The following is a 22,930-nucleotide window of genomic DNA, read 5'->3' on the forward strand; positions in this document are numbered from 1 at the left end:
AAAAATCCCAATTGGTAGATGTACAAAAATGAGATGCAGCCTCGGTCGTCGGTCGTCAGGAAAATTAAGAATGAATAATAATCAATTATGCGGTATTAAGTAAGTAGTGTTAAATGGCATTAACAGTGCTATCTTTTCCCTGATTACTGATTACTGATTACTGATTACTGATTACTGATTACTGATAAACCGGTAGGCGTGGCTTTAATTCCCAGCCATAAATTGCTAAAAATTCCTTTAATTTATCGGGGTGTAAATGGAGGTAATCGGGATTAACTTCATCGATAAGGCCAATACCGCCTAAATCCCGCGCTCCTGCCGCTAAACAATCCAAGAGAAAAAGAGGATCGGGTACTAAATTCGGGGGAATTTGAATGACAATATCTGGGGGCAAAATTTCCCTGGCTTGCCTAACCAAATCGGGCAGTTTTTGCAGATCAAAAGGATTATTTTGCCACTGTTCTCTTTTGCCCGGATTGTAGGGTTGTAGGATCACTTCTTGAATATGTCCCCAACGTTGATGAATAGCGGCAATAGTTTCTAAGGTTACTAAGCGATCGCATTCTGTTTCACCAATTCCTAATAATAACCCCGTGGTAAAAGGAATTCCTAATTCTCCCGCCCATTGTAACTGCTCTAAGCGCAGGGATGGCACTTTACTGGGGGCATGACGATGGACAGTATTTAATAAAGTCACCGTCATTTGTTCTAACATTATGCCCATAGATAGATTGACATTTTTCAGTTTTTCCATCTCGGCAAAAGTTAAAATCCCCGCATTGGTATGGGGATAAAAACCCATATTTAAAGCCAATGCTGCTAAATTATAAATATGCCGAAACCATGACTCTCGATTGGCTGCTAAAGGATGAACTTCCCCGCTAAGAATTAAAATTTCCGTAATTTCCGAACCCTGCAAAGCAGTTAAAATCTCTTTGGCCTTGTCTAGACTTAACCAGCCATCAGTGCCTAAATCCCTGCGAAAATTACAATAACTGCAACGATTGAAACACTCGTAGGTAGGTACAAGGGTATGAGAGGGACTATAGGTGACAATTCTTGACATTTTTTTCGGAATTGGAGTTCATTACGAGCATTCAAGGGCGATAAAATTTGCTATCGTGGGAAGAATTGCTGTTTTATTCACTTAAAAACGCTCTCCCTTTTCGCTTCCTCCTATGATTTTCGATCCTGCCAGTCTTCCCTCCCATCGTCAAACGATTCGCCCGATTAGCGCCACAGCCCTGCACGGAATTGTATTTCAAGATAACAAATTAATCGCTATCGACGCAAAAAACGGCTATTTATACCAAATTGCCCTCGATACTGGTCATACAACCGTAATTAATTCCCATCGCTGGCAAGAATTCGTCGGGACGACGGGATTGGCAATCGATGATCAAAATCACCTCTGGTTTACTACCCGCGAAAATCTCTACTGCTGCACTCTCGAAGATTTTACCCCGAAATTTTTTACCCGTCTTCCCTACACCGCTAACGGAGTCGCCGTAACTGGTAACACAATTTATGTCACTTGTCAACGTTCTGGACAAATCTTTATATTTGATCGCCAATCGGGACAGGAGATTACTCGTTTGTACGCGCCTGGTATCGGCATCGAAAATATCACCATTCGCGGGGAAGAACTTTGGTTAACGGATACCCTAGAACAAACGGTTTACTGTCTTGATCGCGCCACGGGAGAACAGCTTTTTAGCATGATAACTCCTTTTGAATCACCGACGGGATTAGCATTTTATCGCAATGCGAACAGTGGCAAGGATATCTTATATGTGGCCTATGCTTTCCAAGAACCCTTTATCCGCGATAATCCCAATTCCGAACAGGTTTACGAACTTAGTTATCGTCCGCGTACTTTTGTCCATCCTCTATATTTTCACTACGATCCCGCTAAAAAATACGCCCTTTCTAATGGTTATCTGATTGAATTATCCTACGTCGAGGAATTGGAACCTCTATATAATATCGAACTAAAAGATGTGGAATGGCGCATCGCTTTACCCCTAGAAACACCGCGGCAAAAAATTCGCAGCGTCGAAGCGGTGGGATTGCCTTTTACTGAAGAAATTCAAGACGGGCAGCGGGTGGCAGTATTTAAGTTCAAGCAAATAACCGCCAAACAACGTCATATTTTTGGGTGGAAAGTAGTATTAGAAGTATGGGGAATTAAATACCAAATTACCCCCCAAGATTGCGAAGATTTACCCCCCTTACCCGCCGATTTTCCCGATCGCTATTTGATCGATAATGATGATCTGGCCATGAATACAGAAATTATCCTCAATGCTGCCGAAGAAGCGATCGGTCGGGAAACCAATCTCCTCCGAAAAGTTTATAGTATTCGTAACTACGTCTATGATCAGCTTTCCTACGGCATCAAACCCAACATCGACACCCCCGATATTGCTCTGCGGCGCGGAGTGGGTTCCTGTGGCGAATATGTGGGTTTATTATTGGCTTTGTGTCGTCTTAATGGTATTGCCTGTCGTACGGTAGGACGCTATAAATGCCCACCCCATCCCCTCGAACGTAATTTACCCCTCGAACCAGATTACAATCACGTCTGGATGGAATTTTATCTCCCCTCTATCGGTTGGGTTCCCATGGAGTCCAATCCCGATGATATTTTTGAAGGTGGTCCCTATCCCAATCGTTTCTTTATGGGTTTAGCTTGGTATCACACGGAAATTGCCAAAGATATCCCCTTTGAACGAATGCTAAGTGAAGGACAACCGGTGTTAAAAACCCAAGTTCCCATCGGCGATTTAGCGATTAATCACGTTCAATTCATCATTCTTGAGGAATTAGCCCCAAAAGACTAGAATTCTGAGCCATCATCTAGGATGCCCATTTCTCTATCTCTTTCTTCTTTGAGTTCTTTGACCATTTGCAAACCCGCACCCACACAGAAGCCCAGGGCTGCCCCGGCACCGGCAAAATAACGTCTATAGATGATTTGATAGTTATAGGGATTTCTATAGTTGACTTGGCTGGGATTGCGTTCAATGCGGCTAATGCCATAACCGATACCAGCACCAACTAAAGCCGTTACTAGGCCTGAAAATAGAACTAGACGAAGGTTCATGATCTTATCTCCCGATAGACTCTGACTTTAGATTATCGCTGAAAATTAGTTAATGGCAAGCTATCGCAATAATTTGTTAAGTAGTCGTGTCAAATCAATTTCCCTTGAGATGTGTAATTAATTTTGCTTAGGTACTTATTAAGTAAATAAACTGGCATCAACCCGAAAATATGCTCCCAAAGACCTAGCTTCTGACTGATTGATGCTGCGTTGTCCATTAATTATTTGCTCCACCGCATCAGGGGAACCCAAAATAGTAATTAGCTCTGCATATTCTATATCATTAGCTTCTATAAGATGTTGTAAAGTCGCTAAAGGATTTATGTCAGGAATTGGATAATTATCCGCCTCGAACCTTTCGATCAAACTAATCAATAACTCCAGTAAAGCCTCCTCCTCTAAACTAAGTTCCGAGCGATGTTCCAACTCTTGAGCAATTGCGATCGCTCGCTCGTTTTCCGCCTCTGTGGTGATTGCTTTTGGTTGATAGTGAGCGAGTAATTCTCCATAGGTTTTAGAATTAAAAGTAAGCATCATTTTTCCAATTTTCTTTATCGTACTCGGCGTGGGTAAGAATATATTTAATATAGATAGTCTGTCGGTTATAAACTAGATCTACAATTAGACGATAGTGATTTCCTTTAATGTTAAAAACAGTGAAATTACCAACAGATTCAGCACTTTTATAAGTGGCTTGCACATCGATTAGATTTTGCCATGCTGCTTTACTAGCGACTCTATACCAATCATAGAGAGACTCGCAGGAATTAGCGTTGGTCATACAGAAATCGCGAAGTATTCGACGGCTAAGCTAAACGGCTTTTACTTCGGATCACCGATATAGACTCCAAAAGGGTTATAGCTGTTGGATCATGCAGGTTAAGCGCCGTTTAGCTTAATTACCCGCATAATACAAATATACCTCTGGCAGTTTCTGTCAATAGCAATTATATCTCAATATCTAGGCTAACTCAAGCCGGCGGGCTGATTTGCTCACACTTTACATCCGGTAAAATGGTAGCACTTGGGGCTAGTGGGGACGTTTTCCCGCTTACCAATTCAGATAGGCTAAATTGAGAATATCAGGGGCATTGATGCCTAAAGGGAGAGAAAATGTATTAGGCTAAAAACTAAACTATTTTGGCAAGATTTCTTTGAAGACCTCCTCAGCCTACTTATTGGTTTTCCACGGTAGTCGCGATCCGCGTCCAGCCATGGCGGTGACACGATTAGCAGCCTTAGTTCAAGAAAAAATCAGTCAACCCGCCGAAAGATTGGCGAGTAAATCGGAGTTTAGCCCATCTATAGCGGTTCTAGAAGCAGATAATCGGGTATTAGTGGGGACTGCCGCCCTAGAATTAGCGATAACACCTCTCCATCAAGAAATAGAAGCTTTTGCCCAACAAGCACAAAGCCAAGGATGTAACCGGTTGCAGATTATCCCCCTGTTTCTCCTGTCGGGGGTTCACGTTAAAGAAGATATTCCCGCGGCCGTGGCCAAAGTGCGATCGCCGATTGAGCTAGAGTTAAAGCCCCATTTAGGCAGTTATCAGGGCATAAAATCGCTGTTATCCCGACAATTTGCTGATTTAAGCCCCCAAGACCGCATTTTACTGTCCCACGGTAGTCGTCGCCCCGGGGGTAATCGGGAAGTGGAAAATCTAGCGGCGTTTTCTGGAGCAATTACAGCTTATTGGTCGATAGAACCGAGTTTATCCCAACAAATCGAGAGTTTAATTGCTCAAGGTAGCCCAACAATTGCTATACTGCCCTATTTCCTCTTTACTGGTGCAATTACGGACGCGATCGAAGCCCAAGTTTTTGAACTATCACAAAAGCATCCAAATGTCAATATATCTTTAGGTAAATCTTTGGGGGCGACGGGGGAATTAGCCGAGATTATTGTTGAGGAAGGATGTGGATGAAGCGGGCGGCGATCGCTTTAGGCGGTAATTTAGGGGATTCAGCGACAATTTTAGGGCAAGCTTTAGGGGAATTAGAGCGAGTCAAAGGAATTACACTAGAAGCTCATTCCCAATGGTATCAAACCGCAGCCGTCGGCCCTCCTCAGCCCGATTATCTCAACGGTTGCGCCATTGTGCAAGTGGACTTATCTCCCTTAGATTTACTGCATAAATTGTTAGAAATCGAGCAGTTATTCGGGAGAGTCCGACGGGAAAGATGGGGACCGCGTACCCTCGATTTAGACTTAATATTTTATGATGACCTGATCTTAGAAACGCCCGAATTAAAGATACCCCATCCCCGCTGCCGAGAACGGGCCTTCGTGCTGCTTCCCCTGGCGGAAATTGCCCCCGATTGGCGAGATCCCGTCACTGGAAAAACTATCCTTCAGCTATTGGGTCAATTGGGATTGGCGGAGTAGGATGTTAGGTGTTGGGGTTTTAGGGTTTTAGGGTTTTAGGGTTTTAGTTGAAATTCCCCCATCTCTCCTGCTCCCCACTTCCCCACTTCCCCACCTCCCCACCACCCCAAATAACCGCGTCTCAGTTACCGCCCCGAAACTCTACAATAAAGGCAGCAGCATCAATAAACAGTAAAAAAATCAACCGTGACCAAGACCCCATCGCTCGAGGAAACTCATTACAATCAGGCTAAAGCTAGTTTACAACAGGCTTTAACTTGGTATGCCAGTTTTCGCCGTCATTGGAATTATCCCCCCGATCCCCAACTTCAGGCCGCCGTTAAACAGGATTTACAGTCCCTAAAATCGGCCTTGGCTAAACTGGATGAAACGGTGATTCGGGTGGCAGCCTTCGGGTTAGTCAGTCGCGGTAAATCCTCGGTGGTAAACGCTTTAGTCGGTCAAAAAGTCCTGGCAACCGGACCCCTGCACGGGGTGACACGCTGGCCGCGATCGGTGCGTTGGACACCAGCCACGGGTAAAATCCAGATAGAATTAATCGATACCCCCGGATTGGATGAGATTGAAGGGGAAGCGCGGGCGAATATGGCCAGAGAAGTCGCTAAAAGTGCCGATTTAATTTTATTTATCGTTGCGGGGGATATTACCCGCACTGAATACGAGGCCTTAGGAGAATTGCGCCGGGCAAAAAAACCGATTATTTTGGTGTTTAATAAGATTGATCTCTATCCAGAAGCGGATCGCCGTCAGATTTTTCAGCAGTTACAGAGATTAGGAACCAATCGGGACGAAAAAACGTTAGAAGATTTGTTAACTAGCGATGAGATAGTTATGGTAGCCGCCGAACCGCAACCGATTCCCGTCCGGGTGGAATACCCCGATGGGCGCGTGGTGACTGAGTGGGAAACCCCTCCCCCCCAAATTGAGGAGCTGCAAGATAAACTCTTAACGATTTTAAATCGGGAAGGGCGATCGCTACTGGCCTTAAATGCTTTAGTGCAAGGGCAAGAAGCGGAGGAAAATATCGCTAGAAAAACCCTAGAACTCCGGGACAGTCAAGCGGAGGAAATTATCTGGCAATACGCGAAATATAAGGCTTTAGCGATTGCGGCCAATCCGATCGCTATTTTAGACCTACTAGGGGCTTCAATCGTCGATTTAACTCTAGTTCGGGCTTTAGCTCGTTTGTACGGCTTGCCGATTACCAGTCACCAAGCTGGTCAACTCTGGCGGACTCTACTTTTGAGTAGTGCGGGGTTGCTGTTGGGGGAAATCCTCGGCACTGTGATTATCGGTTTGGGCAAAACGGCGGCGGCAGCGGCGAGTATTTTTGAAAATCCCACCTCTTTAACCCTCTACGGTAGCACCGCTCTCTTACAGGGAGCAATTGCCGCTTATGGAACCTATATCATCGGGAAAGCCGCTAAAATCTATCTAGAACGCGGTTGTAGTTGGGGGGCATCCGGACCGAGTACGGTGATCAATCAAATTCTCGCTCAAGTTCATCCGCAAACTATTTTATATCGTTTACGTCTAGAACTAGAACAGTGATTTTAAAGGAAAAAGTAAAAAGGAAAAAAGGCAACAGTGATCAATTAAATATGGTTCTTCGTTACTTGGCATGGTTCGATCGGATGGCATAAATCGACTAAATTCTTATCTGGCAAAAGACTTAATTGATTAGTTCGTTCTAGAGGGAAAACAATTGACAAATCCCTGATAACCCCGTCCATTGCATAACACGAACCACTGACGACCGACTCCTGACTCCTGATGACCGACTCCTGATTTTAGAAACTTAATTTTTGACAACGACAACTAGCTAGAAATATTGAGAGAAAATCATGTCTGCTGCCCATAAGTCCTATATTCCCGTTCCCGTTTCTCGCCAAAAAAGCCAAGGGAGTCAACGTCGTCCCCAGTCGCGGGTAACTTCCCCCAACCCCACTACTAAACCAGTTACTCAATCCTCCCCGACTCCCACCGTCAAACCGACGACTAAATCGGTGGCGAGAGTTCCCGTGGCCCCGACACAAAAACAATTAGCCTCGCGTCAATTACGTTCCCTTTGTCTCCTAGAAAGAATAGTGGCCGTGATTACTTTTTGTCTGTTGGGTTCGACTCTGGGAATATATGCTTGGACGGTATATATTCCCAAGGTTTGGGACAAAGAATTTGGTAAACTGGAAACACTGCAACGTCACGAGCGCAATCTTTTGGCCACCAATGAAACCCTTAAACATCAACTAGCTCAACAAGCAGAAAAACCCGAAACCGGATTAACTCATCCCCAACCCTTCCAAACTATCTTTTTACAGCGTAAATCTGCCCCTAACCTGAAACCGGCCAACGCTTCTCAACCCCAATCTACCGTCAATTCTCGACCGAGAAGTGCCTATTAACAGTTATCAGTTAACAGTTAACAGTTATCAGTGGGGAAGTTAACAGTTAGCAGTTATCAGTTAAGTGGGGAGGCACAATTATGTGTAGGATGGGTTAGCGGTAGCGTAACATAATCGGGCGTTGGGTTTCATGCTTCAACCCAACCTACGTTCATCTTATATTTAATTCCACCCACCCACTTATCAGTTATCAGTGGGTAAGTTAACAGTTATCAGATGTGAGTTTTTAAGTGTACTGATTACTGTTTACTGTTTACTGTTTACTGCTCACTGTTTACTGTTTACTGCTCACTGATTACTGCTTACTGATTACTGATTACTGCTCACTGATAACTGAAAGATACTGCTCATGACTGACACAAAAAGACCCAGATTTAGAGGTAAAAAAACTCGATCGCCCTCTGGCAGGATCCAGGACAGAAAGTCCTATTTAAACGCCAAAAAACGGCAAAAAAAGTTAAAAAATTTGCCTTTGAGTAACGGGCGATTGGTGGCGGTGTGGTTGATTTTAGTCATGGGTATTGTGGGTTTAGCTTGGCGATTGTACCAACTGCAAATAGTACAAGGACAGGAATTGCAAAAAAGAGCCAGACAACAGCAAACTACCAGTATTAGACCCTATATTCCCCGACGGGCGATCGTCGATAGTAATGGTAATGTTTTGGCGACCGATCGCTTGATTTATACTCTTTATGTACACCCAAAACTGTTTGCGATTCCGCCGGCAGAAGTGGCTGATAAATTAGCTCCTTTATTAAATATTCCCAGTAATCAACTGATTCAAAAATTTAAAGAAAAAGAAACAGGAATTCGTTTAGCCAATCAATTAACCGAATCCGTGGCTAGGGGCTTAAAACAATTATCTCTTGACGGTGTAGAATTAGAGGAAAAGTACGCTCGTTATTATCCCCAAGACGATGTGGCAGCCGACGTGATTGGCTATGTAGATAAAGAACATCGTGGTCAAGCAGGATTAGAGAGAGGTTCCAGTCAGTTATTAGAAAGAGATCCCTTTTCTGTCAATACAAGACGCATGGGAGACGGGCGAATTTTACCAGCTTTTGTTCCCCATGGTATCTTTCAATTTGATGAATTACAGTTAGAAGTAACCCTCGATTTAAAACTACAAAGAGCGGCGCGGACGGCCCTACGAGAACAGCTAAAAAAATTTAATGCTAAACGGGGAGCCGTCATCGTCATGGACTCCCTTGATGGTTCTCTTTTAGCCCTAGTTTGTGAGCCAACTTTTAACCCCAACGAATACTATAAAGCCAATGTGGCTCTATTTAAAAATTGGACCGTAGCCGATCAGTACGAACCGGGGTCAACTTTTAAACCAATTATTGTCGCCATGGCCATGGAAGCGGGGGCAATTAAAGCTAATACGGTAGTCAATGATCCAGGGGCAATTACTGTCGGTCCCTGGACGATTAAAAATGCCTCTAAACAGGGTTATGGGGCGCTAGATATGGCCCGAGTCCTACAAACCTCTAGTAACGTGGCCATGGTGCAAATTGCCCAAAAAATGGGGCGAGTTGATTTCTATAAAAGTTTATTAGGATTGGACATAAATCAAAGGGTTGGTGTAGATTTACCCGGAGAAGTATCAGGATATCTCAAACCTGAACAAGAATTTCTGGATAATGCCATTGAATCGGCCACCGCTTCCTTTGGTCAAGGTTTATCCCTAACGCCTTTAAAATTAGTACAATTGCACGGTGCGCTGGCCAATGGTGGCACCCTGGTGACTCCCCATGTGATCAAAGGATTAGCCGACGACCGCGGCCGTTTGCACTGGCAGCCCGATTATCCAAGCAAAAAAGTCTTTTCTCCCACCGTGGCCCGGCAAGTGGTGGAAATGATGGAAACCGTCGTCAGCAAGGGGACGGGGGTAGCGGCCCAAATCCCCGGTTATCGCATCGGAGGCAAAACGGGAACCGCACAAAAAGCTAGTCCGACGGGGGGTTATCTACCTAACGCCAAAATTACCAGTTTTGTCGCGATTTTACCGATCGAATCGCCCCGTTATGTGGTTTTGGTGGTGGTGGATGAACCCAAGGGTGCCAATACTTTTGGCTCCACTGTTGCCGCTCCTGTGGCAAAAACGGTGATGAATACGCTCATTTCCCTCAAAGGTATCCCCCCCACCTCCAAGGTCGTTCCGGCGGGTTCTGCGACCAATAAACCCCCGCGGCACGATTAATTTAAGTCTTTTTGAAAGAGGCTTTATTTAGGGTTTGCTGAAAAAGTTTGTTGGTGGGGTTAGGAGTCAGGAGTCGGTCGTCAGTAGCCGGTCGTCGGGAGTTTCAGGCTTTGTTGCCCTCTCTTTTTTGTACCAACCCATGTACTATAATAAGGATAATGCCAGGTTTTTGATGGTCCCAATCCGATTTTTTGGCACTAACATCGGATTTTAACAGGTCAAAAGCCTTATTTTAAAAGGGTTTTACCATTATTCAGCAAGCCCTAAATAGGCTAAAAAAGTCTCTAACATCCCTCTAGATTGATTATCTGGCATCATCCACACACCGAATTTTATCCCCGATTCTAGAGTCATAATTAATCCCGCTGCTGGTAAATTTTGAGGTAAGCTAGGTATATTTGGTAAACAGGCATTATATAAACTTTTCCAACGATTATCAGGTTCTTCGTCCGCATCTATGATAATTCCTAAATGAGTTAGTCCGTTAGGAGTTTTTAGTTGCGTAGAGATATATTTAGGTTTTAGTAAATTTTCAACACCATCACAATTTATGATATTCAATGGTTCTTCCCCTCTATTCCAAGTAACTCCATTTGCTGCCATTAATTGGGGAATAACTCTCAATTCCTCTGCACCTTCCACTAATAACTTTTTTGTCTCTATTTTAGGCATTGTTACCGCACCTCAAGATTACTTGTAGCAGCAATAACAATTTCTTCTGGATCAAAGATTACAGATTGGCTTTTTTCCCTATCTATCCTTTGAATAGTAATCTCGTTATCGGTAATTTTTTCTTCGGTAATTAATTCGGCTAAACTTTGCCAACAATCGCGGCTGTGAGTGGTGGCAAATACCTGAATATTGAGTTTTTTGGCGGTTTCCCAGACTACTTTCCACATATCAGTCATGACAGTAAAATGCAATCCGCTATCAATTTCATCAACTAATAAAATTCCATTTTTAAGATTAACCATTGCTAAAACTAATCCTAACATTCGCCAAAATCCATCGCCTAAACTGCCAATAGGTATAGGTTGATCATGATTTTTAATTTTGATTAAAAACCCACCTCTAACACCTAGGTTATTTGAAGTTAAATACTTGCCAGAAACAACACTGGCTATTCTTTCAATTTTTGGCTCAATAATTTTCAAAGATTCAATAATTAAATCTTCTAAAGGAGAGAGAACAATGTTATCAAAAAGTGCTGCCATATCAGAACTTGTTAGAGAAAATGGTGTTAAGAACTTCAATTCAATTTGATTATCAATACCTATTTTATGGGAAATTCTGCTTAAACTAGCTATTCTTCTTATAGAATCTCTGGCAAGAGTACCGTTGGCAAGAAGTTCCATTTCAATAGGTTTTTGTGATTGACTCCATCTAATACTTAAAAGAAGTTTATTCCATTCCTCATCGTCGAAAATATTATCATTATTTAAATCATCATTTTTGTCTGAAAATAAAGATAGTTGTATAGGAATACTTTTAACAGAAATAGTAACACTTTCCTGATGTGATTCCCTAGAACCAATGATAATAATTTCCTGACTTGGGACGATTTCATGCCCAGGAAATAAATGACAAATTTCAAAAACTTTAGTGCGACCAGCTAACTTATTTTCCAACCAAGCGAACTCGCCTCTATAGCTAATAGTTTCAAGAAATATATCTATATTATTCTGAGCATACAAAAACTGAATCGCTTCTAAAATAGAAGTTTTACCGCTATTATTTTTACCCACTAAGAGATTAATTCGACCAAGATTGGCCATCTCAAAATTTTGAAAACCGCGAAAGCCTTCAATTTTTAGGGATTGTAACATGAGTGATTACCCCGGATTTTCAGTTATTAAATCTAGTTTATCTCAACCCCAGTAGCCAAGACCACCGACGAGACTAGATAGCGCAGACTCACCTTACCATCGCGGATTAACTCAATCAGCGCTTTTAGTCCCTTTTCACCTTTCGAGCATTATAGCTGGTTTCGGGGCAGAAAACCAGCAAAAACATGACTACAGAGGGAATCGCTGACTCTAGAGATTAATGACAATAAATTCCTAGCTGCCGATATAGTTCAACCTCATCCTTGCAAACAGTTAAGGTTTTTTGTTCTTCAATATTCTGAATAGCTTGTTGAGTTTTTTGGTTAAAATCGCTTATCGTATAATTACCTTCTGCAATTCGTCTTTCTTTTTCCTCTAATTCAAGACAAAGTTCCATAGCTTCTTGAATATTGCTCAAAGCTTCTTCGAGATGATGTCCTTCATTAATACAACCGGGGAGAGAAGGAATAGAAAGATTATAATCTCTTTCCTCGCTTGGTTCTAAAATAAAATTCACTTTCAGATCGGCTCAAGGTAATAAGTAAGATAACTATATTATAAGTGAGAGTGCATCTCATTTTTGTCAATCTACTAAGTTGGGATTTTTAAGGGGGAAACTCTCTGCTAAAATCGGGCGTTACTTGCGATTTTATCACTCAATCCAAGCTTTTGGGGGGTTCTACCCCCCAAACCCCCCGTTGGGGTCGTGGCGCCGCCCCCAAACCCCCCGCGCATTAGCTTTTCGGTGGGATGCTTACAGGCAGCTGCTGGCACATTTGTGGTAATTTAAGAGTTACTGATAATTGCTGATTGTCGGTATTTCTGCAAATGTGAAATGCACCCATAAGTGATGTTGCCGGGGAGTTACTCAAATTCTTCTATTTGCGATCGCACTAATTCTAGGGGAAGTTTTAAAACTCTAGCAATTTGTTCGATAGTTAATCCTTCTTTGATTAATTCGGGAATGGTTTCTAATTTAGCTTGTTGATAAATTTTAGATGAGGGTAATTCACTGTTCTCTTTTCCAGTACAAAAATTACCGCTATTGATTTGTATAACGTCTTTAATATTACTAGAGTTAGAGAAATTAGAATAACAATATCTTTGTAAACTCGATTTAATGTTAGCCTTACTGACTTCCTGTCCTAATATTTCTGATAAGGTTTTCCATAATTTACCTGCTGTTTCCTTGATATATTTCTGAGAACGATGATTTTTTTGAGCGATTTCGGCGTATTTTTGATGATTGACGACTCCCTCTAAGATTTCATGCTGAAGATCGTCTAAATGTTCTCCTGTATGGGAGAAAACAAGCTCATCAATAGTTATTATAAAAGATTGAATATCAAATGAGTTCATAGGATGATTTTAAATAGGGAGTTAAGTCAGGATTGCCTGATATTATACCGCAAAATGCAAATTTAGTGTCTTTATATTTCTTTATAGGGCTTTTATGGGTCTTGAAAGTAAATTTTGATTTATTTACACTTTCATTAATTATTTTACTGATAGATTTTTTTTATGAAGTTTCTTCGTTTTTGCGCCCAGTTCTCTGTACCTATTGCTACGGCAGGGATAACAACCTGTATTGTTAGTTTACCAAGTCAGGCCGTTGAACTTGTATTTTCAAGTCCTGGTGTGATCAAAGGTATAAATGGAGTGTCTTTTACTTTGCCAAGTACGGGTATCTCAAGAACCTACAATGTTATTCTTGAACGAGGAACGGTAAATGATATCTATGGTACACCTCCACTATTTGATGTGTTTACTGAAGAAGATGCTTTAGCTGCAATGAATGCTTCTGCTCAGGGTATAAACTTTTATATTACTAATTTATCTGAAAATCTGTCATTTGAATCTTTAGGAACAGATGTATTTTATATTCCATATTTTACGGATTCCGTTAACGTTATTGCAAGTTCTAGTAAAAGAAAAGAAGAATCACCAGGACTTATAGAGGTAGGCTTTATAGATTTACCTGTTGATGTTGAGGTAGTTTATACACGCCTTATACAAGTTCCCGAACCCACTTCAACTTTAGGACTCTTTTCTCTAGGAATACTCGGTGCTGGTGCAACCATAAAACGCCAAGTTAAACGCCATCATTCTATCGAAAAAGAAACCACCAAAATAGGCTAAATTGCCCATTAATATAACTCATGCCCCTTAATTTTACAGAATTGAGGGGGATTTTTATGGGCTATAATTTGATATAAATGGGTTGGGTTAGGCAATGCCTTGTTTTTAGGGAAAAAAATCAAGATATAAATACTGCCCTAACACACCAAAAAAAAGTTTTTGTTCTAAGTAGCTGGTTATAATTAAATTGAAGATAGATTTTGCCTCTGATCCCCCCTGCCCCCCTTGATAAGGGGGGTGCCGATAGGCGGGGGGATCTCCCCTTAATAAGGGGGGTGCTGATCCCCCCTTAGTCCCCCCTTATTAAGGGGGGTATCTGACAATTTTTAACAGCTACCCACTATTTACAATAAAGCCATTTCTCCCACCACTTCCAAGCGGGTATAACTGCCGATTTTAAGGAATTTTTCCGAGAGAGATTCGGCCACATTGGGAGTAATCCAGCCTAACTGTTTGAGAATTTGCAAAGCTGCGGCATATTTAGCCCGTTTGGAACCATCTAAAGCTTTTATTGCTAATCCTAAACCTTCACCGACGCGCCCGATACATTGAATCCCTTCGGCCCCGGCTTTACTGACGATTTCCCCCTGACTAGCCCGCATTAATTCCGTATCAAAAGCCCCTTCTCCTGCTACCATGCGGGGATGATAGGTCATCGCCCGGACGATTCTTTCTAAGTCTAAACGGTTGCCAGAGGCTAACTGGGCGTAGAGATGGGCCATTTGCCCCAACTGCATTGAATAGGTGGGCGCGCCGCAGTCATCGTGGGCGCTGATTAATTCATCCCCCGGCATCCCCAATAATTCGGCAATTTTGCTGAGAATTAGCTTCTGTATCGGACTAGAACGCCGGAGATAGCTATTTAACGGCCAGCCGCGCTGTTGACACACCGCTAACATCCCGGCGTGTTTACCAGAACAATTGTACTGCAAGCGACTGGGTTTACCTTCCGGGAGAGGACATTGCAGGGCATTAGGATCGATATCGGCACGCCAGAGAATATTAAAGACTTGACGGGCGTGTTCCACCGTGCCTTGGTGAGAACTACAGATAATGGCTAGATCCTTATCGTTGAGATCGTAGCGTTCGAGGGTGCCGGTACTGATGACAGCCAGTGCTTGAAAAGGTTTCAGGGCCGAACGAATAAAGGCGCTAGTTTCGGCGCTGCCGGCGGTGGATAATACCCGGCCGCGGTCATCGCAAATAGCGGCCTCGACATTATGAACCGATTCAATAATACCTTCCCGGAGGAGATGAATTTCTAAGCGGTGGGTTGGTGAACGTTTTACCCTATTCATTCAGATTGGTGATTGGTTGCGGTTAGTGAGTGAAAAATAGCCAAAAAAGACCACTGATAGCGACAATTGCCCCTAGAATCAGGGCGGTTTTTTGTAAACGCTGGAGAATGGGCTGGATTTGATAGGAGACGATTAAACGATCGCGGGTTAAAATGGCGGCGGTTTTTGTCCAGATTTGGCCATCGTACCAGCCCGACTCTTCATAAAATACTTTCTCCGATTGCAAGCGATCATAGACGTAGATCCAGCCTAAATACAAGCGCAATAACACCAATCCTACCAAAATTGTCGAGCCAAAAATCCCCGCGCAGAAGAAGAGAAAAGGGGCTTTTTTGAGGGGAAAACTAGCGGCGGCAATCGGTCCGACAATTAACCATGTCCATAACCATAACCAGACAATTTTTTTTGTATAAGAGGCTACATCTAGCGTCGCCCAACGGAAAAACCAAGATTCTTTTAATTGTTCGTACTCGTTAACCGGTTGCTGTTCTTCCGGGACGGGACAGAAATCAAGGGAGGATTTCATGGATTCTACTCCTCCAAATGGTCGCTAGGTAGAGGAATCCGTTGAGCATGACCCCAAAATGCTTCTAAATTATAAAATTCTCGCTCTTTTGGTAAAAAGATATGGACAATGATATCGCCATAATCCATCAGGATCCAGCTACCTTCGCTTTTTCCTTCCACTTGTCGGGGAGACTGTTGCCATTCTAGTTCCATAGCAGCTTCGATCGCATCCTCGATCGCTCGCACTTGGGTGGTAGAATAGCCGGTAATAATCAGAAAATAATCGGTTAAATAACAGATATCGGCGACTTTCAGGATGGCGATGTCCCCCGCTTTCTTGTCCTCGGCAGCGGTGACAATTGTCTCTAGAAATTTTTCGGTCTTGAGATTTTCGGCGACGGAGGTAATAATTCCAGTGGGATTGGTCATTCAGGTTGTGGTTATCCTTTGGCTGAGGTGGTTTTAAGCGAGTCTTGAGATTATGTTAATCAATGGTTTTAGTTTCTGTTGGTTGTTCTTTAACAATTTGTAACGCCCAGTTGCGCGTTAGCACGGTGCGGGGATGAATGGGACAATGGCTACTTAAAAGATATTTTAGGGAATAATCACAGGTTTGTTGAACGCTTTTATGGAGATTTTGATAGCTGAGTTGTCGTAGGGCGTTTAATTCGGGTGTATCGCCGCGATTGGGTTCCAAGGCATCGGCAATAAAGACTATACAGCTAAGATCGCTCATATTGGGTTTACCGAGGGTATGATTGCGAATTGCTTCGAGAATTTCCTCGTCGGTAACGTTAAATTCTTTTTGGGCGACAACTGCACTCACATCGGCGTGGAGTAAGTGGGGATGGGATAAACAGATATTATCCACGTCTATTCCCGCCGATTCCGCCATTTTTAGCAGTTTTTTGGGCTTGAAAAATTTAGCCAGATCGTGTAGTAATCCCGCTTGCCCTGCTTGGACGGGATCGAGATCGTGATGACGAGCTAAATCAATACACATGGTCTCCACACCGAGAATATGTCGCAGACGGTGTTCGTTGACGTTTTCTTTTAACCAGTCGATAACTTGCTGTCGCATCTTTTTTTTGCCCTTGTGGAACCCCAAAACGATTGTAACAATTACTATACAATTTTGCCTATTGCTCCCTGGTTCGATCTTTACCAATCATCCTCGCAACTAGCTTCTAAAACTTCTTCTTGCTGCCAATCATCCTGAAAAGGTTGTACCACTTTACCGATCGCATCGGCCACAAAAGACTTAATAAATTCTTCCTTGCGACTGAGTTGAAATTGTCTTTGTACCACTTCCGTCATACCACCGTCACCCCAGTCTTGATCCTGACGGAAATATTCAATAAAACTTTTGCCGGCAATGCGGGTTAAATAGGCGGCACTGACCCCTTGAATTGCCTTACCGACTATATAGGTAGTAAAATTTAACTGTAGGATTCTGGCTAATAATTCTACCGCTCCTTTTACCACTCCCAAACTAACTAGAGTTTTGCCCAAAGATAGAGCCAATTCCTTGCCTCGATCGCTGTTAATTTCACAGCCATAAACTTGACCAATTTCCCTGACCATTTGAGCATTAACCGCCGCCGTTGCTAACATATCGAACACTGGTAAGGGAGTCACCGCAATCACTCCCGCACCGATCCACTGATAGCGATCAATAATTTTATCAGCTTGGCGACGACGTTGGCGATCAATAATTTTCCTAGCTTCTTCTCCTAATCTTTGGGATTGTAAGAGGATATTATCTGCCACTAAATCCTCCCCTTCGGCCCGTAAAACTGAAGCCAAACGTTTAATTAAAGCTAAAATATCTGGTTCCGGTGTGATCATTTGTCCACCAGTTAACTGTACTGGTTGGGGATTAGCGGCGACGGCAATAATATCGGCGGAAAGGATCACTCCTTTTAGCCGTTCTCGTAATTGTTTTAAAATAATGTCTCGATCTTCATCGCTATAGAGATCGATTTTATTAAAGACTAAGAGAGAACGTTTACCGATATCAATTAAACGCAATAAAGGGCCGTATTCCGATTGTCGAATATCGTTATCAATGACAAATAAAAGTAAATCTGCTTCCGTGGCTAATTGTCGCGCTAACTGTTCCCTTTGACCTCCGGCCGCACCAATTTCGAGAATGCCGGGGGTATCGGTAATTTGAATTTCCCGATTCACACCTTTCATTTTTAAACTATAGGTTTCCCCTTTTTCCGTGGTTCCCATGGTTGCCTCCACATTGCCCACCATTTGACCGATGAGGGCGTTAATTAGGGAGGTTTTTCCCGCCGATCCTGTGCCGAAAACAATGATTTTAACTTCTTTTCTGGCTAAACTTCGCTCAATTTCTTGGGAACGATTAATAAAAACCTGTTGAGTTACTTTATCTTGAATTTGCTCCACTTGTTGCCGGATAGCTTTTAAGGTTTCCCCGGCGGCCTCGGTTTTTTCTACCGGTAATTTTAGGGGTGGACGGGAGGAAGAACGTAACCCGCGGCGACTTTTTTGGTGCTGGGGCAGCAGATAAAAGTAATACAGAAGAACGTAGATCAGCAAGCCCAGCAGTCCGATAATGAGCAAAAGCAGAATATTAGCTAAGATAGGAGCGGTAAAGGCGATCTGGATGTAAAGACGATAGATAGAGTTGACTAACCACAACATTAATCCGAAAATAAAGCTCAGACCAATGATTAAAGTGGCAAGACGGGGTAATTTCATCGAAAATTTGGGTCTGAAACCCCGCCGTTTTACGGCGGCTTTACCGTTAAATACTAGCGCATTTAGACGATATATTCTAAAATGTGAGACATGGAAAAAGCCTATTCTTACCGATTTTACCCCACACCAGAACAAGAGTCGCTATTGCGGCGCACTTTGGGCTGTGTAAGATTAGTTTACAATAAAGCTCTCCATGTCAGAACACAAGCATGGTACGAAAGACAAGAAAGAGTAGGCTAAGCTCAAACTTCTTCAATGCTAACCGATTGGAAAAAGCAAGAAGAATTAGACTTTCTCAATGAAGTAAGCTGTGTACCTTTACAACAAGGGTTAAGACACCTACAAACAGCTTTTACTAACTTCTTTGCTGGTCGTACTAAGTATCCTAACTTTAAGAAAAAACATCAGGGAGGAAGTGCCGAATTTACCAAATCTGCTTTTAAATTTAAAGACAAACAAATCTATTTAGCTAAATGCACAGAACCTTTACCTATTCGATGGTCAAGACAAATACCAGAAAGCTGTGAACCAAGCACAGTAACAGTCAGATTACATCCCTCAGGACGTTGGCATATTTCAATTAGATTTGATGACCCAACGATTAAGCCTTTACCAGTAACAGATAAAGCCATTGGAATTGACTTAGGAATTAGTAGCCTCGTGATTACCAGCGATGGCGATAAAGTGTCTAATCCCAAGCATTTTAAAAAGCATTATCGGAGACTGCGAAGAGCATCGAAAAATCTTTCTAGAAAACAGAAAAACTCAAAGAATCGAGAAAAGGCAAGAATCAAAGTAGCCAGAATTCACGCTCAAATCACGGATAGTAGAAAAGACCATTTACATAAGCTAACCACTCAATTAGTTCGTGAAAACCAAACGATTGTGGTTGAGAATTTAGCCGTCAAGAATATGGTCAAAAACCCGAAATTATCTCAGGCAATATCTGACGTTAGTTGGGGAGAAATCACTCGACAATTAGCCTATAAATGCCGTTGGTATGGCAGAAATTACATCGAAATAGATAGATGGTTTCCCAGTTCTAAAAGGTGTAGTAATTGCGGGTATATTGCTGAGAAAATGCCGTTAAATGTTCGAGAGTGGGATTGTCCAAGCTGTGGGACTCACCATGACCGAGATATTAACGCCAGTAAAAACATTTTGGCCGCAGGGCTTGCGGTGTCAGTCTGTCGAGCGACCATAAGACCAGAACAGAGTAAATCTGTTAAGGCAGGTGCGAAAAATCCTTCGGGAAAGAAGCAGAAACTCAAATCGTGAGGTTTGGGAATCGCCGTCCGTTTTACGGCGGTGAGGATGTCAACAGCTTTAACGGTAGGGGATTCCTTGATCTTGATCTTAGTTCTTTGCCGGCCGATTGTCGGGAACCAGAATAGACTATTATCTATAGTCATAATTTCTTTTATTCATCAGTAGGGAGGCACAATTATTTGTAGGATGGGTTAGCGGTAGCGTAACCCATGCGGGCGTTGGGTTTCATGCTTCAACCCAACCTACGTTCTCCACCTACTTTTATTTATTCTCCCCACTTCCCCACTTCCCCACCTCCCCACTTCCCCACTTCCCCACTTCCTATTCCCTGGGACCAGAAAAGGGGTAAGATAATAAGTTTAGTGATAAGATGACCGAATTGTAAACGGGGACTTGATATGGCAGAAACCCTATTATTTAATGCTTTGCGACAGGCGATCGATGAGGAAATGGGCCGCGACCAGACAGTATTTGTTTTAGGTGAAGATGTGGGTCATTACGGTGGTTCCTACAAAGTTACCAAAGATCTCTACAAAAAATATGGCGATTTAAGGGTTTTAGATACTCCCATCGCTGAAAATAGTTTTACGGGCATGGCAGTGGGGGCAGCCATGACGGGATTGCGTCCGATTATTGAAGGCATGAATATGGGTTTTCTTCTGCTTGCCTTTAACCAAATTGCCAACAATGCTGGGATGTTACGTTATACCTCCGGCGGTAATTTTAAAATCCCCATGGTTATCCGCGGTCCGGGGGGTGTGGGGAGACAATTAGGTGCGGAACATTCCCAACGTTTAGAGGCCTATTTTCACGCGGTACCCGGACTAAAAATTGTCGCTTGTTCCACTCCTTACAACGCCAAAGGTTTATTAAAATCGGCGATTAGAGATAATAACCCCGTGCTTTTCTTTGAACACGTTCTTCTCTATAATCTCAAGGAAAATTTACCTGATACCGAGTATCTTTTACCCCTCGATAAAGCGGAAATCGTTCGCAAGGGAGAAGATATCACCATTCTCACCTATTCGCGGATGCGTCATCACTGTTTACAGGCATTAAAACAGTTAGAAAAAGATGGCTATGATCCAGAAATTATCGATTTAATTTCCCTGAAACCCTTTGATATGGAGACGATCGCCGCTTCGATTCGCAAGACTCACAGGGTGATTATCGTGGAAGAATGTATGAAAACGGCGGGAATTGCTTCCGAGTTAATTGCTTTAATTAACGAGCAGTTATTCGATGAATTAGATGCCCCCGTGTTAAGATTATCTTCCCAAGATATCCCCACACCTTATAACGGTAATCTAGAAAGATTGACGATTATTCAACCTAATCAAATTGTCGAAGCTGTCCAAAAAATGGTCGGCGATCGCATTTAAAAAATTCTCCTTTTGATACTGAAGTTATGCAGAGACAAAATTGGTTATTGTTACTGATCATCGGCCTGGTTGTTGCCTCGATCATCGTCCTGATTAAGTTACCCCTACAATTAGGTTTAGACCTGCGCGGTGGTAGTCAATTAACCATTCAGGTTAAACCCACTGAAACCGTCAAAACCATTCAACCTAATGATTTAAAAGCCGTACAAAATGTGATTGAAAATCGCGTTAATGCCCTCGGTGTTTCTGAATCATTAGTGCAGACTGTGGACAGTAAAAATCAGGTAATCGTGCAACTACCCGGGGTCACAAATCCCAAAGAAGCTGAGAGAAACTTAAATGTTCAGGCCCAATTAGAATTTCGTCAGCAAAAACAAGGTACAGAAGGAGAATTCCGGGCTGAATATTCAATTTTTCAACAAAAAAAAGCGGAATTAGCCGCCCTCAAAGCCGAGAATAAACCCGAAAATGCCGCTAAAATTGCCGAACTAGAACAATCTCTGCAAAAATCTAAAGAGGCGATTTTAAATTTATTTGAATCGGTGGACTTAACTGGAAAAAATCTGCAAAATGCCACTATTAGTTCCACCCAAGGCACTAACTGGGAAGTGGCCATTACTTTCGATTCGGAAGGGGGCAATAAATTTGCCGAACTGACTAAAGCGATCGCAGGTACTGGTCGCAGTATTGGGATTTTCCTCGATAATGAATTAATTAGCGCCCCTGTGGTTGATGTGCAGTTTGCCCAAACGGGAATTACAGGAGGCCGGGCCGTGATTACTGGTAATTTTACCGCCGAAACTGCCAACGATCTAGCGATTCAATTGCGCGGTGGTTCTCTACCTTTCCCCGTTAAAGTGGAAGAAATTCGCACCGTCGGGGCAACTTTAGGCCAGGATAGCATCCGTCGCAGTATCTACGCCGGTTTAGTGGGTTTACTGTTAGTTTTAATCTTCATGGCGGTTTATTACCGTTTACCCGGTATTATTGCCGATGTTTCCCTGATTATCTATACTATTCTTTCTCTGGGGGCTTTTGCCCTAGTGGGAGTCACCATGACGTTACCCGGTATTGCCGGATTTATCCTCAGTATCGGCATGGCAGTTGATGCAAATGTACTGATTTTTGAGCGTACCCGGGAGGAATTAAGGGCCGGAAAATCCCTATTTCGGGCGGTGGAGTCGGGATTTTACCGGGCTTTTTCCAGTATTCTCGATAGTAATGTTACTACTTTAATCGCCTGTGCTGCCTTATTTTGGTTGGGTTCGGGATTAGTCAAGGGTTTTGCTTTAACTTTAGCCATTGGGGTAGCTGTGAGTATGTTTACCGCTTTAACCTGTAGTCGCACTCTCCTGTTAATCACCGTGTTAAACGTCCCTAGCGTCCGTCAAAAACCGCAACTTTTCTGCCCCAATTTACCGGTAAATCAATAATCAGTAATCAGTAATCAGGAGTCAGGAGCCGGTCGTCAGGAGTCGGTCGTCAGGATTCAGGAGGAGATAGGGTGATAGGGTGATAGGGTGATAGGGTTTTGGGGTGATAGGGTGATGAGACAACTTCCCCACTTCCCCACTTCCCCACTTCCCCACTTCCCCACTTCCCCACTTCCCCACTTCCCCACTGATTACTGCTTACTGATAACTGAAAAATCTCCCCACTCCCCAAATCCCTTTTTTCCTTTT

Annotated in this window: 23 protein-coding genes and 2 pseudogenes; 10 read left to right on the forward strand and 15 right to left on the reverse strand. The window is 42.9% G+C overall.

Translation table 11 applies throughout. The features are described 5' to 3' along the window. Positions 1–178: 178 nt before the first annotated feature. The gene (gene cofG / locus MAE_RS02440) at positions 179–1,066 is read right to left on the reverse strand and encodes a 7,8-didemethyl-8-hydroxy-5-deazariboflavin synthase subunit CofG (RefSeq protein ID WP_004162995.1); all 888 of its coding nucleotides are present in this window, start codon (positions 1,064–1,066) and stop codon (positions 179–181) included. 112 nt (positions 1,067–1,178) lie between these two features. On the opposite strand from cofG, the gene MAE_RS02445 reads away from it, so the two are divergent. Beyond that, positions 1,179–2,843 (forward strand): transglutaminase domain-containing protein, encoded by a 1,665-nt coding sequence (locus tag MAE_RS02445; protein WP_012264170.1) that lies wholly within the window; start codon positions 1,179–1,181, stop codon positions 2,841–2,843. On the opposite strand, the gene MAE_RS02450 is transcribed toward MAE_RS02445, so the two are convergent. The 3 genes from MAE_RS02450 to MAE_RS02460 form a co-directional block, all read right to left on the reverse strand. Continuing rightward, positions 2,840–3,106, reverse strand: a complete 267-nt coding sequence (locus tag MAE_RS02450; RefSeq protein ID WP_004162997.1) for a hypothetical protein — start codon at positions 3,104–3,106, stop codon at positions 2,840–2,842. The two genes, MAE_RS02445 and MAE_RS02450, sit on opposite strands and share 4 nt — an antisense overlap. A gap of 138 nt (positions 3,107–3,244) precedes the next feature. Beyond that, positions 3,245–3,640, reverse strand: coding sequence for a helix-turn-helix domain-containing protein (locus MAE_RS02455; protein ID WP_004162998.1), 396 nt, complete (start codon positions 3,638–3,640; stop codon positions 3,245–3,247). Then, on the reverse strand, positions 3,627–3,887 hold the full coding sequence (locus MAE_RS02460; RefSeq protein WP_012264172.1) for a type II toxin-antitoxin system HigB family toxin: 261 nt from the start codon (positions 3,885–3,887) through the stop codon (positions 3,627–3,629). The genes MAE_RS02455 and MAE_RS02460 overlap by 14 nt, the downstream gene beginning before the upstream one ends. Before the next feature lie 433 nt (positions 3,888–4,320). Between MAE_RS02460 and MAE_RS02465 the strand changes: the two genes are divergently transcribed. From MAE_RS02465 to MAE_RS02485, 5 genes are all read left to right on the forward strand, one after another. Further along, positions 4,321–5,031: a sirohydrochlorin chelatase gene (locus MAE_RS02465; protein WP_012264173.1), complete on the forward strand. Its 711-nt coding sequence runs from the start codon at positions 4,321–4,323 to the stop codon at positions 5,029–5,031. Next, a complete protein-coding gene (gene folK, locus MAE_RS02470; protein ID WP_041803708.1) occupies positions 5,028–5,492 on the forward strand; it encodes a 2-amino-4-hydroxy-6-hydroxymethyldihydropteridine diphosphokinase in 465 nt (154 codons plus the stop codon). Before MAE_RS02465 ends, folK begins: the two co-directional genes overlap by 4 nt. Before the next feature lie 186 nt (positions 5,493–5,678). After that, a complete protein-coding gene (locus tag MAE_RS02475; protein ID WP_012264174.1) occupies positions 5,679–7,043 on the forward strand; it encodes a GTP-binding protein in 1,365 nt (454 codons plus the stop codon). Positions 7,044–7,336: 293 nt separating this feature from the next. Further along, positions 7,337–7,894 carry a hypothetical protein gene (locus tag MAE_RS02480; RefSeq protein WP_012264175.1) on the forward strand — a complete coding sequence of 186 codons (558 nt, stop codon included), beginning with the start codon at positions 7,337–7,339 and terminating at the stop codon, positions 7,892–7,894. 349 nt (positions 7,895–8,243) lie between these two features. Then, on the forward strand, positions 8,244–10,097 hold the full coding sequence (locus MAE_RS02485) for a peptidoglycan D,D-transpeptidase FtsI family protein (protein WP_012264176.1): 1,854 nt from the start codon (positions 8,244–8,246) through the stop codon (positions 10,095–10,097). Between the two features lie 249 nt (positions 10,098–10,346). On the opposite strand, the gene MAE_RS02490 is transcribed toward MAE_RS02485, so the two are convergent. From MAE_RS02490 to MAE_RS02505, 5 genes and pseudogenes are all read right to left on the reverse strand, one after another. Then, on the reverse strand, positions 10,347–10,769 hold the full coding sequence (locus tag MAE_RS02490) for a DUF3226 domain-containing protein (protein ID WP_002763172.1): 423 nt from the start codon (positions 10,767–10,769) through the stop codon (positions 10,347–10,349). Positions 10,770–10,771: 2 nt separating this feature from the next. Further along, positions 10,772–11,923: an AAA family ATPase gene (locus MAE_RS02495; protein WP_012264178.1), complete on the reverse strand. Its 1,152-nt coding sequence runs from the start codon at positions 11,921–11,923 to the stop codon at positions 10,772–10,774. 65 nt (positions 11,924–11,988) lie between these two features. Then, positions 11,989–12,057, reverse strand: a pseudogene (locus tag MAE_RS35990) (divergent PAP2 family protein); the annotation flags it as partial. Positions 12,058–12,140: 83 nt separating this feature from the next. Continuing rightward, positions 12,141–12,440, reverse strand: a complete 300-nt coding sequence (locus MAE_RS02500; protein WP_231859704.1) for a type II toxin-antitoxin system HicB family antitoxin — start codon at positions 12,438–12,440, stop codon at positions 12,141–12,143. A gap of 347 nt (positions 12,441–12,787) precedes the next feature. Then, a complete protein-coding gene (locus MAE_RS02505) occupies positions 12,788–13,282 on the reverse strand; it encodes a hypothetical protein (protein ID WP_012264181.1) in 495 nt (164 codons plus the stop codon). 162 nt (positions 13,283–13,444) lie between these two features. Here MAE_RS02505 and MAE_RS34655 point away from each other — a divergent pair, with 162 nt between their 5' ends. Beyond that, positions 13,445–14,062 (forward strand): PEP-CTERM sorting domain-containing protein, encoded by a 618-nt coding sequence (locus MAE_RS34655; RefSeq protein ID WP_012264182.1) that lies wholly within the window; start codon positions 13,445–13,447, stop codon positions 14,060–14,062. Between the two features lie 344 nt (positions 14,063–14,406). Here the strand turns inward: MAE_RS34655 and MAE_RS02515 are convergent, their stop codons facing one another. The 5 genes from MAE_RS02515 to MAE_RS02535 all read right to left on the reverse strand — a co-directional run bounded on the left by MAE_RS02515 (position 14,407) and on the right by MAE_RS02535 (position 18,597). Next, positions 14,407–15,360, reverse strand: a complete 954-nt coding sequence (locus MAE_RS02515; protein WP_012264183.1) for an asparaginase — start codon at positions 15,358–15,360, stop codon at positions 14,407–14,409. Between the two features lie 22 nt (positions 15,361–15,382). Next, positions 15,383–15,886 carry a CGLD27 family protein gene (locus MAE_RS02520; protein ID WP_002763155.1) on the reverse strand — a complete coding sequence of 168 codons (504 nt, stop codon included), beginning with the start codon at positions 15,884–15,886 and terminating at the stop codon, positions 15,383–15,385. A 5-nt stretch (positions 15,887–15,891) separates the two neighbouring features. Beyond that, entirely contained in the window at positions 15,892–16,296 is a 405-nt protein-coding gene (gene rsfS / locus MAE_RS02525) for a ribosome silencing factor (protein ID WP_004163013.1), read from the reverse strand. Between the two features lie 55 nt (positions 16,297–16,351). After that, a complete protein-coding gene (gene yqeK / locus MAE_RS02530) occupies positions 16,352–16,948 on the reverse strand; it encodes a bis(5'-nucleosyl)-tetraphosphatase (symmetrical) YqeK (protein ID WP_002763152.1) in 597 nt (198 codons plus the stop codon). Between the two features lie 80 nt (positions 16,949–17,028). Then, complete coding sequence (locus MAE_RS02535; protein WP_012264184.1) at positions 17,029–18,597, reverse strand: YcjF family protein; 1,569 nt, start codon at positions 18,595–18,597, stop codon at positions 17,029–17,031. Positions 18,598–18,687: 90 nt separating this feature from the next. On the opposite strand from MAE_RS02535, the pseudogene MAE_RS02540 reads away from it, so the two are divergent. The 3 genes and pseudogenes from MAE_RS02540 to secD all read left to right on the forward strand — a co-directional run bounded on the left by MAE_RS02540 (position 18,688) and on the right by secD (position 22,681). Beyond that, positions 18,688–19,875 (forward strand): annotated as a pseudogene (locus MAE_RS02540) (RNA-guided endonuclease InsQ/TnpB family protein). Between the two features lie 389 nt (positions 19,876–20,264). Then, the gene (locus MAE_RS02545) at positions 20,265–21,248 is read left to right on the forward strand and encodes an alpha-ketoacid dehydrogenase subunit beta (protein ID WP_002752113.1); all 984 of its coding nucleotides are present in this window, start codon (positions 20,265–20,267) and stop codon (positions 21,246–21,248) included. Positions 21,249–21,274: 26 nt separating this feature from the next. Then, positions 21,275–22,681: a protein translocase subunit SecD gene (secD, locus tag MAE_RS02550; protein WP_012264188.1), complete on the forward strand. Its 1,407-nt coding sequence runs from the start codon at positions 21,275–21,277 to the stop codon at positions 22,679–22,681. Positions 22,682–22,730: 49 nt separating this feature from the next. Here the strand turns inward: secD and MAE_RS02555 are convergent, their stop codons facing one another. Then, complete coding sequence (locus MAE_RS02555) at positions 22,731–22,913, reverse strand: hypothetical protein (protein ID WP_012264189.1); 183 nt, start codon at positions 22,911–22,913, stop codon at positions 22,731–22,733. Positions 22,914–22,930: the final 17 nt, after the last annotated feature.

The sequence above is a fragment of the Microcystis aeruginosa NIES-843 genome, assembly GCF_000010625.1.
GTDB classification, from domain to species: Bacteria; Cyanobacteriota; Cyanobacteriia; order Cyanobacteriales; family Microcystaceae; genus Microcystis; species Microcystis aeruginosa.

What these genes read in the sequence shown, in the direction of transcription:
- cofG (WP_004162995.1), bottom strand. Translation starts at nt 1,066, where the DNA reads ATGTCAAGAATTGTCACCTATAGTCCCTCTCATACCCTTGTACCTACC.
- MAE_RS02445 (WP_012264170.1), top strand. Translation starts at nt 1,179, where the DNA reads ATGATTTTCGATCCTGCCAGTCTTCCCTCCCATCGTCAAACGATTCGC.
- MAE_RS02450 (WP_004162997.1), bottom strand. Translation starts at nt 3,106, where the DNA reads ATGAACCTTCGTCTAGTTCTATTTTCAGGCCTAGTAACGGCTTTAGTT.
- MAE_RS02455 (WP_004162998.1), bottom strand. Translation starts at nt 3,640, where the DNA reads ATGCTTACTTTTAATTCTAAAACCTATGGAGAATTACTCGCTCACTAT.
- MAE_RS02460 (WP_012264172.1), bottom strand. Translation starts at nt 3,887, where the DNA reads ATGACCAACGCTAATTCCTGCGAGTCTCTCTATGATTGGTATAGAGTC.
- MAE_RS02465 (WP_012264173.1), top strand. Translation starts at nt 4,321, where the DNA reads ATGGCGGTGACACGATTAGCAGCCTTAGTTCAAGAAAAAATCAGTCAA.
- folK (WP_041803708.1), top strand. Translation starts at nt 5,028, where the DNA reads ATGAAGCGGGCGGCGATCGCTTTAGGCGGTAATTTAGGGGATTCAGCG.
- MAE_RS02480 (WP_012264175.1), top strand. Translation starts at nt 7,337, where the DNA reads ATGTCTGCTGCCCATAAGTCCTATATTCCCGTTCCCGTTTCTCGCCAA.
- MAE_RS02485 (WP_012264176.1), top strand. Translation starts at nt 8,244, where the DNA reads ATGACTGACACAAAAAGACCCAGATTTAGAGGTAAAAAAACTCGATCG.
- MAE_RS02490 (WP_002763172.1), bottom strand. Translation starts at nt 10,769, where the DNA reads ATGCCTAAAATAGAGACAAAAAAGTTATTAGTGGAAGGTGCAGAGGAA.
- MAE_RS02495 (WP_012264178.1), bottom strand. Translation starts at nt 11,923, where the DNA reads ATGTTACAATCCCTAAAAATTGAAGGCTTTCGCGGTTTTCAAAATTTT.
- MAE_RS02505 (WP_012264181.1), bottom strand. Translation starts at nt 13,282, where the DNA reads ATGAACTCATTTGATATTCAATCTTTTATAATAACTATTGATGAGCTT.
- MAE_RS34655 (WP_012264182.1), top strand. Translation starts at nt 13,445, where the DNA reads ATGAAGTTTCTTCGTTTTTGCGCCCAGTTCTCTGTACCTATTGCTACG.
- MAE_RS02515 (WP_012264183.1), bottom strand. Translation starts at nt 15,360, where the DNA reads ATGAATAGGGTAAAACGTTCACCAACCCACCGCTTAGAAATTCATCTC.
- MAE_RS02520 (WP_002763155.1), bottom strand. Translation starts at nt 15,886, where the DNA reads ATGAAATCCTCCCTTGATTTCTGTCCCGTCCCGGAAGAACAGCAACCG.
- rsfS (WP_004163013.1), bottom strand. Translation starts at nt 16,296, where the DNA reads ATGACCAATCCCACTGGAATTATTACCTCCGTCGCCGAAAATCTCAAG.
- yqeK (WP_002763152.1), bottom strand. Translation starts at nt 16,948, where the DNA reads ATGCGACAGCAAGTTATCGACTGGTTAAAAGAAAACGTCAACGAACAC.
- MAE_RS02535 (WP_012264184.1), bottom strand. Translation starts at nt 18,597, where the DNA reads ATGAAATTACCCCGTCTTGCCACTTTAATCATTGGTCTGAGCTTTATT.
- MAE_RS02545 (WP_002752113.1), top strand. Translation starts at nt 20,265, where the DNA reads ATGGCAGAAACCCTATTATTTAATGCTTTGCGACAGGCGATCGATGAG.
- secD (WP_012264188.1), top strand. Translation starts at nt 21,275, where the DNA reads ATGCAGAGACAAAATTGGTTATTGTTACTGATCATCGGCCTGGTTGTT.